The sequence below is a fragment of the Nocardia sp. NPDC058480 genome (assembly GCF_042720495.1).
Taxonomy (GTDB): Bacteria; Actinomycetota; Actinomycetes; order Mycobacteriales; family Mycobacteriaceae; genus Nocardia.
This window is the reverse complement of sequence record NZ_JBHXMN010000002.1, coordinates 245,756-257,057: the sequence shown is the minus strand read 5'-3', so window position 1 is coordinate 257,057 and position 11,302 is coordinate 245,756. Positions and strand designations below refer to the sequence as shown.

Annotated in this window: 18 protein-coding genes and 1 tRNA gene; 1 reads left to right on the top strand and 18 read right to left on the bottom strand. The window is 67.1% G+C overall.

The window, feature by feature from the left end; all coding sequences use genetic code 11:
* Positions 1–2 precede the first annotated feature (2 nt).
* Genes ACFWO8_RS06705 through ACFWO8_RS06695 form a run of 3 tightly spaced genes read right to left on the bottom strand, consistent with a single transcriptional unit; the run spans position 3 to position 3,543 of the window.
* The gene (locus ACFWO8_RS06705; protein WP_378944705.1) at positions 3–1,403 is read right to left on the bottom strand and encodes a phage portal protein; all 1,401 of its coding nucleotides are present in this window, start codon (positions 1,401–1,403) and stop codon (positions 3–5) included.
* A 9-nt stretch (positions 1,404–1,412) separates the two neighbouring features.
* Positions 1,413–3,194: a hypothetical protein gene (locus tag ACFWO8_RS06700; RefSeq protein ID WP_378944695.1), complete on the bottom strand. Its 1,782-nt coding sequence runs from the start codon at positions 3,192–3,194 to the stop codon at positions 1,413–1,415.
* Positions 3,178–3,543: a hypothetical protein gene (locus tag ACFWO8_RS06695; protein WP_378944692.1), complete on the bottom strand. Its 366-nt coding sequence runs from the start codon at positions 3,541–3,543 to the stop codon at positions 3,178–3,180. Before ACFWO8_RS06695 ends, ACFWO8_RS06700 begins: the two co-directional genes overlap by 17 nt.
* A 299-nt stretch (positions 3,544–3,842) precedes the next feature.
* Here ACFWO8_RS06695 and ACFWO8_RS06690 point away from each other — a divergent pair, with 299 nt between their 5' ends.
* Positions 3,843–4,358, top strand: coding sequence for a hypothetical protein (locus ACFWO8_RS06690; protein WP_378944689.1), 516 nt, complete (start codon positions 3,843–3,845; stop codon positions 4,356–4,358).
* Here ACFWO8_RS06690 and ACFWO8_RS06685 read toward each other — a convergent pair.
* From ACFWO8_RS06685 to ACFWO8_RS06615, 15 genes are all read right to left on the bottom strand, one after another.
* The gene (locus tag ACFWO8_RS06685; protein ID WP_378944686.1) at positions 4,340–4,645 is read right to left on the bottom strand and encodes an HNH endonuclease; all 306 of its coding nucleotides are present in this window, start codon (positions 4,643–4,645) and stop codon (positions 4,340–4,342) included. The genes ACFWO8_RS06690 and ACFWO8_RS06685 overlap by 19 nt on opposite strands.
* 69 nt (positions 4,646–4,714) lie before the next feature.
* Positions 4,715–5,287, bottom strand: a complete 573-nt coding sequence (locus ACFWO8_RS06680) for a hypothetical protein (RefSeq protein ID WP_378944683.1) — start codon at positions 5,285–5,287, stop codon at positions 4,715–4,717.
* A 508-nt stretch (positions 5,288–5,795) separates the two neighbouring features.
* A tRNA-Met gene (locus tag ACFWO8_RS06675) sits at positions 5,796–5,872 on the bottom strand.
* 129 nt (positions 5,873–6,001) lie between these two features.
* Positions 6,002–6,295 (bottom strand): GIY-YIG nuclease family protein, encoded by a 294-nt coding sequence (locus ACFWO8_RS06670; protein ID WP_378944680.1) that lies wholly within the window; start codon positions 6,293–6,295, stop codon positions 6,002–6,004.
* A 188-nt stretch (positions 6,296–6,483) separates the two neighbouring features.
* Positions 6,484–7,161, bottom strand: coding sequence for a hypothetical protein (locus ACFWO8_RS06665; RefSeq protein WP_378944674.1), 678 nt, complete (start codon positions 7,159–7,161; stop codon positions 6,484–6,486).
* Between the two features lie 9 nt (positions 7,162–7,170).
* Positions 7,171–7,356: a hypothetical protein gene (locus tag ACFWO8_RS06660; RefSeq protein WP_378944671.1), complete on the bottom strand. Its 186-nt coding sequence runs from the start codon at positions 7,354–7,356 to the stop codon at positions 7,171–7,173.
* A complete protein-coding gene (locus ACFWO8_RS06655; RefSeq protein ID WP_378944668.1) occupies positions 7,356–7,610 on the bottom strand; it encodes a hypothetical protein in 255 nt (84 codons plus the stop codon). The genes ACFWO8_RS06660 and ACFWO8_RS06655 overlap by 1 nt, the downstream gene beginning before the upstream one ends.
* Positions 7,607–8,008, bottom strand: coding sequence for a hypothetical protein (locus tag ACFWO8_RS06650; protein ID WP_378944665.1), 402 nt, complete (start codon positions 8,006–8,008; stop codon positions 7,607–7,609). Before ACFWO8_RS06650 ends, ACFWO8_RS06655 begins: the two co-directional genes overlap by 4 nt.
* Entirely contained in the window at positions 8,005–8,709 is a 705-nt protein-coding gene (locus ACFWO8_RS06645) for a hypothetical protein (protein ID WP_378944662.1), read from the bottom strand. Before ACFWO8_RS06645 ends, ACFWO8_RS06650 begins: the two co-directional genes overlap by 4 nt.
* Complete coding sequence (locus tag ACFWO8_RS06640) at positions 8,706–9,131, bottom strand: HIT family protein (RefSeq protein WP_378944657.1); 426 nt, start codon at positions 9,129–9,131, stop codon at positions 8,706–8,708. Before ACFWO8_RS06640 ends, ACFWO8_RS06645 begins: the two co-directional genes overlap by 4 nt.
* Positions 9,124–9,489 (bottom strand): hypothetical protein, encoded by a 366-nt coding sequence (locus ACFWO8_RS06635; protein ID WP_378944650.1) that lies wholly within the window; start codon positions 9,487–9,489, stop codon positions 9,124–9,126. Before ACFWO8_RS06635 ends, ACFWO8_RS06640 begins: the two co-directional genes overlap by 8 nt.
* Positions 9,482–9,694, bottom strand: coding sequence for a hypothetical protein (locus tag ACFWO8_RS06630; RefSeq protein WP_378944647.1), 213 nt, complete (start codon positions 9,692–9,694; stop codon positions 9,482–9,484). The genes ACFWO8_RS06635 and ACFWO8_RS06630 overlap by 8 nt, the downstream gene beginning before the upstream one ends.
* A complete protein-coding gene (locus ACFWO8_RS06625; protein WP_378944644.1) occupies positions 9,691–10,140 on the bottom strand; it encodes a hypothetical protein in 450 nt (149 codons plus the stop codon). Before ACFWO8_RS06625 ends, ACFWO8_RS06630 begins: the two co-directional genes overlap by 4 nt.
* The gene (locus tag ACFWO8_RS06620) at positions 10,130–10,714 is read right to left on the bottom strand and encodes a hypothetical protein (RefSeq protein WP_378944641.1); all 585 of its coding nucleotides are present in this window, start codon (positions 10,712–10,714) and stop codon (positions 10,130–10,132) included. The genes ACFWO8_RS06625 and ACFWO8_RS06620 overlap by 11 nt, the downstream gene beginning before the upstream one ends.
* Positions 10,711–11,214: a hypothetical protein gene (locus ACFWO8_RS06615; RefSeq protein WP_378944638.1), complete on the bottom strand. Its 504-nt coding sequence runs from the start codon at positions 11,212–11,214 to the stop codon at positions 10,711–10,713. The genes ACFWO8_RS06620 and ACFWO8_RS06615 overlap by 4 nt, the downstream gene beginning before the upstream one ends.
* Positions 11,215–11,302: the final 88 nt, after the last annotated feature.

Here is an 11,302-nt window from a genome sequence, read left to right as displayed (position 1 = left end):
GACTACTCCGGGAACGGAACGTCGGGGACCTCGCCCTGCGCCTGTCGGGCCGCCATAGCGCGTTCGACCTTGGTCTTGGTCCAGCCCGGAATGTCTTCCCAGAGAACCTCGTCCGGGATGCCGAGCATCGTGCCGAGCTTGCCTAGTCCGTCGACTGTCTGCGCGAAGCTGCGCGCGGTGGCGTCCGCCCACTTCACCTCGCTGGCGAAGTCGGCCGCCGAAACAGCGTCACCGGTGATGTGGGCGCACGTGCGCATGAGCTGCTCGTGGCTTTCGCCGAGGCTGGTTTCCAGCTCGCCGGACTTCCGCTCACGCCCGGACTCCAGTCCGGCCAGCGCGGCTTCGGACAGGTTGCTGATGCCCGAGACGCCCATGGACTGCGGCGGGATCTGGGCGATGGCGGACAGGTCGCGGATGGCGCTGGACTGGGAATTGATGTAGTTGTTCAGGTCGGTCTCGTCGAACTGGCCGGCCTTCACGTTGGCGTCGCCGAAGAACCAGGTGTCCGATGCCGACTGCCTGAGCGCCTGCTCCTCGTCCTTGGGCATCCAGCCAGTGACGTAGCGCTGCTTGAACGCCGCCACGTACTGACTGGAGAGCATGTGGAAGACGGTTTCGTCGATGCGGCCCTGGAGGGGAATCAGTGGCTCGATGATGCCGTAGACCTCTTCGCCGTCGAGCAGCATCCGGTCGCGGTAGCGAACCACTGGGCAAACGCCTACATCGTGGGCCCTACCTTCGATGTACTCGAAGTTGCTGGCCTGGTGATAGTTCGGGTCGGTCCAGCCCAGTGCGCTGCGTGGGACGTTCTTCACGCCGATGAAGTGGACGTTCTTCTCGTCGTAGAGCCGAATCATCGGCCCCTTCATTTCGAGCGCCATGATCGGCCAGTCGTCGTCGACCGGGCCACCCTGGCGGGGGTCCCACTCCAGCGGTTCGCCGTATACCGCGGTCATCTGCCGGGGACTCACGCCGCGAATGACCGCGGCGGGGACGTCGTCGGCGGTTGTCAGCGACGGCAGAACCGTGGCGTAGCTGACGCCGTACTGCAGCGCGGTGCGGTGGATGCCGGTCTGGCGGGCATCCATTCGGTTGCGCTGCCACCATGTCCACGGCTCGGCGGTCGTCTGGCCACCGCTGGCCAGGTAGTTGTCCACCTTGAGGCCCTGGCCGAAGATGTCGAGGATCAGCGGCAGGAAGTTCGTTTGCGACTTGCACGCCAGATTGATCAATCGCGCCTTCTGCGCATCGGATCGGGCGCTCTTGATCGTCAGCGACGCGAACGCACGCTCAGGATTCCACGGCCGCATCGCCACGTCGATCGCGTCGAGGCGCTCCGCCTCGAATGCCCGCGGCCCTTGCAACAGATTGCGGGCGGCATCGACTGCCTGGGTTTTGTTCACGTCACCGCCTCACAGGAAGAAGGCCTCACCCGATGGTGGGGGAGGTCGGTCGATTGATAGCCAGGTCTGCCGCATGAGACGAGCGCCTACGGCGGCGACTGCGGCGTCGACCTTCTTGGCGCTCTCCCGATGCTCTTTGCCGAGGGAGACGCCGTACTTGTTCGGTCGGCGGCGGGAGTTGTAGACGTGCTGGGCGAGCCGTTTGTCGCCGTCATGTCGGAATGCCTTGTCGCGCACGTCGGCCAGGAACCGGCCGGCGGCTTCGACGAACAGTTTCTGGTGTCGTTGCCAGCGCATGTCCCAGATGACCGCGTGGTTGAAGTCGCCGGTCTTGACTGCGGGCAGCTCCCAGTCCTGCAGCTTCGCCCAGTCGTCGCAGTAGGACTCCCAGAACCGTTCGCCAGTCTCGTCGTCGCGGGCGTCGGAGGGGTCGAACCAGCACCCGAGGACGTTCCACTTCTCCTTGGAGTCGCGAACGGCGTGGTCGACGGCATCGCGGTCGACGATCCATCGCTCCTTGGAGTCCAGTCCGGTCGGGCGCTGCCAGACACCGATCGTCCAGACTTTGCCCGTGTCCAGGTCGCAGCCGATCAGCACGGTGGCGTCGTCGCTCTTGGACCCGTCACCGAAGATGAAGACCTGTGCGCCGGGTTCGGGACAGAACCCCTTGTCCTCGAGCGCGTCCCACGCCTGGCGGGTGGTCCAGGCGTCTGCTGCCGCGGTGACCTGGTTGTACCACTTACGTCGGCTCTCGCTCGGCGGGTTCGCGGTGTTCAGGATCGACTTCACGATGCGGCCGTTCGGCCTGGTATCGAGCCAGTGCGAGTCACCTTTGATCGAGTCGAGTACCGCCGGTGCGGCTTCCGCGGTGAGTGGTGCTTCCGGCGGCGCCTCGAGTGAGTCGTACAGCAGGCCGTAATCCATCGCCCGCGCGTCTTCGCCGATGGTGGCTTCGTACGCGTCGCGCACCCGCTCCCCCACCGAGTCCTCGCCAGGCCGGTAGGCGTTGCAGATGTCGAGTATCCGCGCTGGGTGGTCGATCTCGGACTTGGCCGCGTTGCCTTCTAGGGCGCCGGCCATGTCGTGGCCGCCGTTGGATGTGTTCCAGTTCTGGGTCTCAGCGCGGATCACCAGCGTCGGTCGGCCACCCTCGATCGCGAGCGGTGAGCTGGTCACCGCTTCGATCTGCCGGGTGTCGCCGAGTCCGTAGACGTTGAGCTTGCCGACCTGGATCCCGTAGTGCCGCCGGGTCTCCTCGGGGAGCAGCGACGGGAACAGTTTCATCGTGTTCTTCGTCTGCTCTTGCGAGACGGCGATGATCTGTACCCAGGCGTTGTCGTCCTCGCGTCCGACGGGTCGGTCGTTGTCCCAGTGATCGAAGACGACCGGGGCGAAGCAGGCCGCCGACGAGTAGCAAGCCGCGGTCGGGTCCTTGCCCCAGCCCTTGATCCGTTGGAGCACGCCGGAGTGGTAGACGTGGTCCGCTTCCGGCGTTAGCGCGTGGTACCACAGCGTGAACCGCGTCTGCTCCGGCGTGAACTGCCACGGTTGGCCGTGCTTGTCGCGCAGCCACTTCCCGCACCAGGCCAGTACGCCCCAGCCGAGGGAGATCTCCGGCAGCTGCCAGCCGTTGTCCCACTGCCACGTCGGCCCGATCTTGACCGGGTCCCATTCCAGGTCCACCGGTGGCGGTGTCGACGCCAGCATGTCCTCGTACCAGCGGATGATCTCCTGGTACTCGTCCTCGTGGGACCGGATCAGCGCTGGACCGGAATCAAGCGCTACGGCCACGGTTGCCCCAGCGGGCATTCGCCGCAGCACGCGCCGCGGTCGACCGAGCCTCAGCGCTGGACGCGCCCTCGTCGGGCAGCTTCAGCTGACGCAGCAGGCTGGCCAGCGTCGAGCGATGCTGGCGCAGCTCCGGCACCAGGGGGTTGATGACCGGCTGCCCCTGCGAGCCGGTGACGATCAGATCCTCGGCCGGCATCGCCGATTCGATCCGGTCGATGAGGTCGACCTCCCGGCATGCGGCTTCGAGAACTCGCAGCTCATCGGCCCGCAGACCATACTTGCCGACGACGTCCTTCCACAGCGAGGTGCCGGGGTCGTTAAGTCCTTGTGGTGCAGTGGGTTTCGCCATGGCGACCTCCTGGGTCTAGGCCACCGCCAGGGCGACCGGGGCAAACGGTGAAGCGGTCCAAATCGCTGGAGCAGTGCACGCATGGTCCGAGGTGCTATGCCCTCCGCCGAACGTTGCCAGGTGTTAGCTGGGTCTACCCCCACCCCGGGCGGGGTCCGGGGTGCCGATGGCCTGGTGTCGTCGTGGGCGGGCGAGCCTGGCCGAGTGGACTCCTAGCGACCCTGGGTAGCTCTGCGATCCATCCAGGTGACCCACTCAGTTACTCGGGACAAACCGCAGGTCAATGGTAGAATCGGGTCATGTCGTTGTCCTGCCAGGTGTGCGCCCGATCCTTCGAGTGGTCGGGTCGTGGTCCTCGGCCGTCGGTGTGTGGTCAGCGGTGTCGCAAGCGCAAGCAGCGGATGCCGGCGGCCGTGCCGTCTGCCATGACCGAGCAGCCTCGATGGACCAGGCGTGCGGGCAAGCGGCCGATGTCGGTGTCGGGTCGGCCTGCGTCGAGCACGGACGCCATGACCTGGGCGCCGTACGAGGCGGTGGCAGGCAGTGACCATGGGGTGATGCTCGGCGGGGGGCTGGCGTGCTGGGACCTCGATGGGGTGATCGGCGAGGACGGCGCCCTGCATCCCGATGCGGCCGCGGTGCTGCGCAAGGTGGGGACGCGGGCGTTGTGGGTGGAGCGGTCGATGTCAGGGCGGGGCCTGCATGTGTTCGTGCACGGGGAGGAGGGACCTGCTCGTGTGGGTGAGCGGGTGTCCTACTACTCGTGGGGCAGGTTCATCGCGGTGACGGGTGAGCGTTACGCCCCGTTGCGTTGACGGGCGATCAGGCCTGGGTGAGGCTCGACGGGCAAGCGTCCTCGTGCTCGACGGCGTGCGTGCCCTTCGGCTGCTTCGGCCTGGGTCTTGGCTCGGTGGTGCTCGGTGCACAGGACTCGCAGGTTGCGGTCGTCGTCGGTGCCGCCGGCCGCGCGGTTGGTGATGTGGTCGACCTCGTTGCCTGGTGCTCCGCATATCTGGCAGGCGTGGGCGTCGCGCTCGCGGATGCGGGCTGCTGTTGTCGGGCCGACTCCGCGGTATCGGTCGGGGTCTCGTGACCAGGTCATCGCTTGCGAGTCCAGCCGAGTCGTTCGAGGACCAGTCCGATCGCCCATACGATCAGGCGGTCGATCCGGTCAGCCATCACGCCTCGTGCTGTAGACCATCGGACCACGGTCATCGACACCACAGCCAGAGTCGTACGTGCTCGCCAATCGAACTGCGCTCTCGACTGCCGCCTTCGCCGTGACGCCGTGGCGCAGGTCGGCATGCACACTGCCGAGCGCGAGATCGCGGCCGGAGCCGACCGCCGCTATGCCAGGGCGAACGCGCATTGCCGCGTGGGTCTGAATGAGCCACAGGCCGCGGTCACAGGCCAGCAGTAGGTTGCCGTCGATCGCGGTGACGCCGTCCTGCTCTTCGATCGTGAGCGGCGGACTGGCCGTCGCCAGCAGTTCGGTGATGCGGCGCGCTACCTCACTGGCCCAGCTATCCGGATCCTTGCGGTGGAATGCAGGCAACGTCAGCCCTCGGCGAAGTACAGCGAGGATCGCGCCGTTACCGGCTGCGCCGATGAGGACGGGATACGACCAGTCGTCACTGGTAGTGAACTGCCCGATCTTTCCGCCCTCGAGGAACATCACGGTGCCGCCATGATCGGCGGCGGTGTCGCAACCCATGATGACCTCAGTATCGACCGCGGCGGCCACAATGACGGTCACGTCACCAGGTCCAGTAGCCGAGCGGGGTGGTCATGGGCAGCTCCAGGGTGCGGATCTGGATGTGTCCGCAGCCCCAGGAGCAGTGCGATCAGCTCCAGCATCAGAGCAGGACGCTGACGATGGCACCGACGACGTCGACGGCGGCCAGGGCGAGGCGCTCGAGGTCGACTTCGCTGGCGGCGGCGGACAGGGTGTCGAGGATGACGGTGAGCATGGCGATCTCCTTGGGTGTACCGATTGGTTCATATGCGACCAGGGCGTATCCGAGACCACTCCTGGGCTTTTGCTGAGCCGCACCAGACCCGCGCGCACTGAGTGCAGGGGTTGATCGTGTCGGGCTGGTGCGACGTTGTGCAGCGCGCAGCGTGTGACCGATACGGCCACACATGAACCCCCCGTGCGTTACCGAGTCCGGGGTTGCGGCACCAAGCGCGTGAGCGCGGGAAGGGTGCGTTGGGCTGCTTGCCAGCCATGACCTGGCCGGTTTGACGCGCTGTGGTTGCTGAGACCGGATTCGAACCGGCGACCTCTGGGATATGAGCCCAGCGAGCTACCGAGCTGCTCTACTCAGCTACAACTCGACCCCGGCAGCCGCAGACTGTCGGGGTCGAGGATCTGGCGCAGGGGGTGCGCCGAAACGCGAACGAGGAGCGGGCCAGTGGCCCACTCCTCGACGACTGTAAACATACCAGCAGGGACTCTCTATGCGGCATTTCTCGATGCGCGAGCCGCCATGCGGAGTTTCTTGATGTGCGCGAGCAGCCGCTGCGACGGTTCGAACCACTCGCCGGTCAGTCTCTCCTCTGCGAATTCCTTGTGCCGCTGCCTCTCCAGTGCGCGCCCACCCGGTTCGATTGCGAGCACCCTGTCATGGGGGATCTCGCCCAGTCGACGTTGCAGGTTGATCGTGGTACCGATCTTGATCCGGTCGCCGAACTGGAGGTAGTAGACGATCGAAGGCTTGATCTCAGCAGCCCGATTCGTTGGGCTGGACATGACTTTGATCAGCTCGGCCGAGCGTGTCAGCACCGTGACCAGGTGTTGGCGGCACAGCGCGAGGGGGAAGTCGAACCGAGCCTGAGGCGGCGCTTCGCAATCGGGGTGGTTGCATTCCTTCGCGCCGATCGATTCGACACCTGTTGGCGGGCGATAGCCGAGCGTTTCGACCTGAGGTCTGGGGATGCTCACTGGGCGTCGGCCTTTCGCTCACCGCGGCGTCCGTGCTTCTGGTGAGCTGCCAGGACATCGCCGAGCCGGTAGAACGAGGTGTCGCCGTCGACCCCGCACGACTTGAGCCCCTTCTTCGCCAGGTACCGAACCCGATCGCGATTGAGGCCCTTGCCGAGGTCTCCGAGCTTTCCCGCGACCTTCTCGACCTCGTAGGCGGTCAGGACCGAGTTGTTTGCCCGCCGTAGCCGATCCTGGTCGATCACGACATCGGCGGTCGTCGGCAGGTCGATCAGGCGCCGGCACTCGTCGATCGCGGCGGTGATATCCCACCAGGCGCTGTCCGATCCCTCGGTCATCGCGAACGGGATGGCCTGATGGTCCAGCCATTTCGCGGCGCCGAGGAGATCGTTCACCGCGGGTACCTCGAGGCCCCGGGTCTCGCAGACCAGCCGCACCCAACTGGTGATGACGTTGCGTAGGTCCTCCCCCGCTTGCCATGCCTCAAGGTCGATCGGCGGCATGGACTTCGGTGCGACACGGGCGGTCTCGTCGAGGCCGGGCCGGGTGCGTGATTCGCGGGCGATGGTGACCGCCAGGTCCCTGACGATTGCGGGGATGGTGCGCAGGGCTTCGATGAGGGTTCGGAGTTCGGAGCGGGACAAGAACAGGTGGTCGGCTTCGGTCTCGGTCACGATCTCTCCTCAGCGTGTGGTGATCAGGGCGACGATCCAGCCGAGCAATCCGCGGCCGACGGGCTCAGGGTCAGGCGGCGGCAGGACGGGCGCGGGTGGTGATGGGGTGGGTGCGAGTACCGGCGGGGGTGAATCGTTGCGCAGGCGGGCCATACGGGCGGCCCGCGCGTTGTCGTAGACCTCGTACCAGGGCATCAGGTGGTCACCTCCCGCCATCCGGTGAAGTACCGGGCGCGCCGATCCATACCGCGGCCGAGGTACCGGGACTCTTCGCCGATGGGCAGCATGTCGCCGAGCGCGTCGACAGCGAGGGCGGCCGTCGCTCGATGCTGACCACGGATCGCTTCGGTGGTCGTCTCCCACATGAATCCGTCAGCGCGGTACCGACGCAGGTAGTCAGCACGGGCAATGCGCTCAATCGCCTCGGCGCGGATCTCTTCGGGGGTCATCCGGTCACCTCGCCACCTGATGCGCTGTCGAGCCATTCGAGAATGGCGGGCTCCGCGTCCTGCGTTAGCTCGGCACGGTGCATTCCCTGGTGCCCATTCGGGAGCACGCACCACGCGCAACTCGGCCGGAACACGTTGGTCGGATCGACCGTTGTCGCCTGGCAGCGCGAGGGCTCGGCACACTCGGTCACCTCTTGCAGCACCGTGGCCGCGGCCTGCATCAGGCGGTAGACCTCGTCAGGATCTTCGCGGCACTTCACGGTGCGGCCAGCGACGGTGATCACCGTTCGGCCGGTCAGCCCGTAGGTGTATGGCATCGGTTCGATCAGGTCGATCTCGAACGGGCTCGCGTAGAAGCGATCTCCGTCCGTGCCGGTCAGCTGGATCATCGCGCTCACTCGCCCACCTCCCGCAGCTCGACCACGCGGGCGTCCCACTGGCGGTAGTCCTCGGCGATCCCTTTCGCTGTCTCGCGGGCGAGCATCGCTCCGGTGTGGATGTAGCGGCCACCGCCGTCGACGACGGTCACGGCGTACCCGATCGGCTTCCGCCGGGCTGACGCGTTGTCCACGGCGGTCTGGACGGACGCGACAGCGCGCTTCCACCCGCACTTGATCACGTCGCCCTCGGGATGTTCTTCGCAGCGGGGATGACCAGAGAGGGCATCGCGCACCCGGTCGATCACGGCAAGGGCGTCGTTGCGCTCCTCTACGCGCTTCTCACAGCTGATGTGGAGCTCTCGGTACTCGCGGCGGTACGTGTCCCGCTTGGCCTCCAGCTTGGCGACACGGTCACGGGCCTCGTCACGCTCTCGGGTGACCTGCGCGAAATGCGGTGCGACGAGATCACGCATCGGCCCAGCCATCGCCATCACGATGTGGCGCAGGTCAAACGTCCCATTCAGGCGCGTGCACGCGGGAGACGCGGTTTCGTCGACGAACGCGACTGCGGGACTCCGGGAGACGAACGCAGCCTGTAGCAGCTCGCCGAGCACTTCGTCTGTCGGTCCATCAGGCCGGCCCGGAGGCAGCGGCATGCCGACGTCGATGGTGTGCCCGCCGTGGCAGGCACCGGGAGAGCAAGAGCAGGGGGCGGTCATCGGGTGGCCTCCAACTCGTCGATCCGCCTGGCCTGCTGCTCGGCGACGCGGCACCAGTGCGGTGCTTGCGGGTCATCGCCGTAGACGGTCCCCCACGGCACCATCAGCCCGTCATCGGCCGAACGCGGAACGACGTGAACGTGCAGGTGGAACACGCTCTGTGTCGCCTCGTGGCCCTTGCTGGTGATGACGTTGGCCGGGCGGGCGAGGTGAGCGGCGTACTCGGCGGCACGCCCCATCACCGTCGCCGTAACCGTCGGCGAAGACGTGAAGTCCTGGACATGTCGGCGAGGGATCACCAGGACGTGCCCGTCGACTACGGGGCCGAGGGGGACGATCACGATCGCGTCCTCCCATTCACGCACGATCGTGGCCGGCGCGGTGCCGGCGGCGATCTGGCAGAACACGCAGTTATCAGGCATTGGTTTTCTCCTCGGTGGGCTGGTAGTCGGTGCAGGCGGGCCACCAGGCCCTGATGTCAGACGATTCGCCGTGCGTAGCGCGGGCGCCGTCGTTGATCCAGCACTTCGGGTAGCTGCGGTTGTGGTACTGGGAGACCTGCCGGTGTCGGCATGTGCCGCAACGCAGTCCGTCGCCCTCGCGTTCGCGGGCGGCTTCCTTGTGTAGGCCGATGTAGCCGAGCGGGTGGATGCCGTCACGGATGCGACGTTGCACCAGGCGTTGTCGTTTCTCCCCGCGGGAAAGGTCGTCGGGCACCACAGCTTCGAGCGGAGTCCAGCCGGGTGGCGGGTCGAACAGGCCGGGCTCGATATCAACCACGATCGACCTCCTCGGTGAGGTATTCGAGTTCCCAGGTCGGGTGGAAGGGCAGGGAACGTTTGTCGCCGTCGAGGCGGATGAGGAGGCCGCCTTGGCGGGCGCTCGTGATGGTGCCGAGCTGCGGTTCTTTGTCGCCCGTGTACCGGACACGGCCGCCGCGCTTCGCTGGTACGGCGTAGTAGTCGCGGACGTACTTCATGCTCACCGGCCCGCCTCCTCGGTGAGGTAGTTGTCCGGTCCGCAGTCGGCGCCGCACTGGTCGCACCGCCACCGACCGTCAGCACCGCTACGGCTGTCGTGGGGGCAGTCGTCCTCCTCGTCGGCGGGTTCGTACAGGACGGTGACGCCCTTGCCGCGGCAGGCGGTGAGCAGTTCGGCACTGGTGTAGGACCCGAACGGCTTGATCCACACCACGGGCTGGGTTTCGTCCGGGACTGCCTGGTGGGACACCCCGTAGGCCAGGACGACAGAGAACGGCGGGAGCGCGTCGAGCTCGGCCGGGTCACTGATCTCGCGGGCGGGTAGACGCCAGCCAGCGGCGAGCACGAGATCGACCACGCCCCGGAAGAACGGTGCCAGGAACGTCTGTCCGTGGCCGCGCTGCGAAACCGCGTCGAGGTGCTCGGCCAGGGTGTCGCGGTCACTCGCCATCGGAAACGACCGGGGAGCCCATGCGCAGGACGATCACGGCCCTGTCGTTCACGAAGACCTCGTGGTGGTAGCAGGCGATGGTGTGCCCGATCCGCATCCAGCCGTCGGCGACGCGCTCGGAGACGGTGCCGGTGTCCGTTCCCGCGACGACGGTCCCAACGGGCAGGTGCGTGAACTCGGCGAAGTCGGTGATCTTGCGGGGCTCGGCGATGGCGCGGGTGCCGGTGTCCCCGTCCGGGCCGATGGGCAGGAGCTCGTAACCCTGCTTGCGGTAGTAGGCGAGGTCCTCGGCGTCATGGGCGGGCACGACCGCCGCACCGAACAGCCACTCGGGGCGGTCAGCGTTGGGGCTGTGGTACCGCTTGAGCGCCACCCAGGCGTGTGGGGCACCCTCGGCGGGGATCGGGTCAGCGGGGGTCTCAGCGTCGATCACTGCGGTGTCCTCGGTGGGTGTGGGGTTGGGCTTGTCGAGCGCTACGACCGGGCAGCACGAGCAGGATGGCGGGCACGGGCAGTCGCCGATATAGCCGGCGTAGTTGACCCGTCGGGCCATGCACTCGCACAGCGCGCTCATGCCTTGCCGCCTTCGGTCGCGATGTGGATGACGCGGACCGGGCCACGCTGGGCGGTCAGGGCCGCGCTGGTCCACCGGCCGGAGCCTTCCGACCAGGGTCCGCCGCCCGGGTTGGCCAGGGTCGGGGCGTGCGCCCACCAACGGACCGACAGTCCGGGGGTTGTCCAGCGTTGCCACATCACACCGTGTTGGTCGGTCACGGCCGAACCGTCCGGGATGGTGTCGAGGTAGCCGGGATCGGCGGGGACACCGTTCTGCACTGCGGCGAGGGCAGCGAGCAGGTCGACGCGGGCGGTGTTGGCTTCGCCGAGGGCGGTGGTCAGCTGGTCGACGGTCGCCTGTTCTTCGCCGAGTTTCTCCCGCAGGATGTGCGCCTCGGCCCGCGCGTGCTGGAGGTCCTCGGCGTGCCCAGCGTTGGCGTCGAGCAATGCGGCCCGCTGCTGGTCGATGTGGTGGGCGAGGGCGTCGAGAGCGGCCCCCGGTTCGATGTGGATCTTCATGCTCGGATCTCCTGGGCGGGGAGGACGGCGGCCATGGTCTCGGTGTCGGCCAGGTGCCGGCGGACGAGGTCACCGCAGTGGTCGCAGG

Excerpts from the sequence above, each read along its gene's own strand:
- ACFWO8_RS06670 (WP_378944680.1), bottom strand. The coding sequence starts at position 6,295 with ATGTCCAGCCCAACGAATCGGGCTGCTGAGATCAAGCCTTCGATCGTC.
- ACFWO8_RS06620 (WP_378944641.1), bottom strand. The coding sequence starts at position 10,714 with ATGAGCGCGCTGTGCGAGTGCATGGCCCGACGGGTCAACTACGCCGGC.
- ACFWO8_RS06685 (WP_378944686.1), bottom strand. The coding sequence starts at position 4,645 with ATGACCTGGTCACGAGACCCCGACCGATACCGCGGAGTCGGCCCGACA.
- ACFWO8_RS06645 (WP_378944662.1), bottom strand. The coding sequence starts at position 8,709 with ATGACCGCCCCCTGCTCTTGCTCTCCCGGTGCCTGCCACGGCGGGCAC.
- ACFWO8_RS06625 (WP_378944644.1), bottom strand. The coding sequence starts at position 10,140 with ATGGCGAGTGACCGCGACACCCTGGCCGAGCACCTCGACGCGGTTTCG.
- ACFWO8_RS06690 (WP_378944689.1), top strand. The coding sequence starts at position 3,843 with ATGTCGTTGTCCTGCCAGGTGTGCGCCCGATCCTTCGAGTGGTCGGGT.
- ACFWO8_RS06640 (WP_378944657.1), bottom strand. The coding sequence starts at position 9,131 with ATGCCTGATAACTGCGTGTTCTGCCAGATCGCCGCCGGCACCGCGCCG.
- ACFWO8_RS06660 (WP_378944671.1), bottom strand. The coding sequence starts at position 7,356 with ATGCCCTGGTACGAGGTCTACGACAACGCGCGGGCCGCCCGTATGGCC.
- ACFWO8_RS06615 (WP_378944638.1), bottom strand. The coding sequence starts at position 11,214 with ATGAAGATCCACATCGAACCGGGGGCCGCTCTCGACGCCCTCGCCCAC.
- ACFWO8_RS06655 (WP_378944668.1), bottom strand. The coding sequence starts at position 7,610 with ATGACCCCCGAAGAGATCCGCGCCGAGGCGATTGAGCGCATTGCCCGT.
- ACFWO8_RS06695 (WP_378944692.1), bottom strand. The coding sequence starts at position 3,543 with ATGGCGAAACCCACTGCACCACAAGGACTTAACGACCCCGGCACCTCG.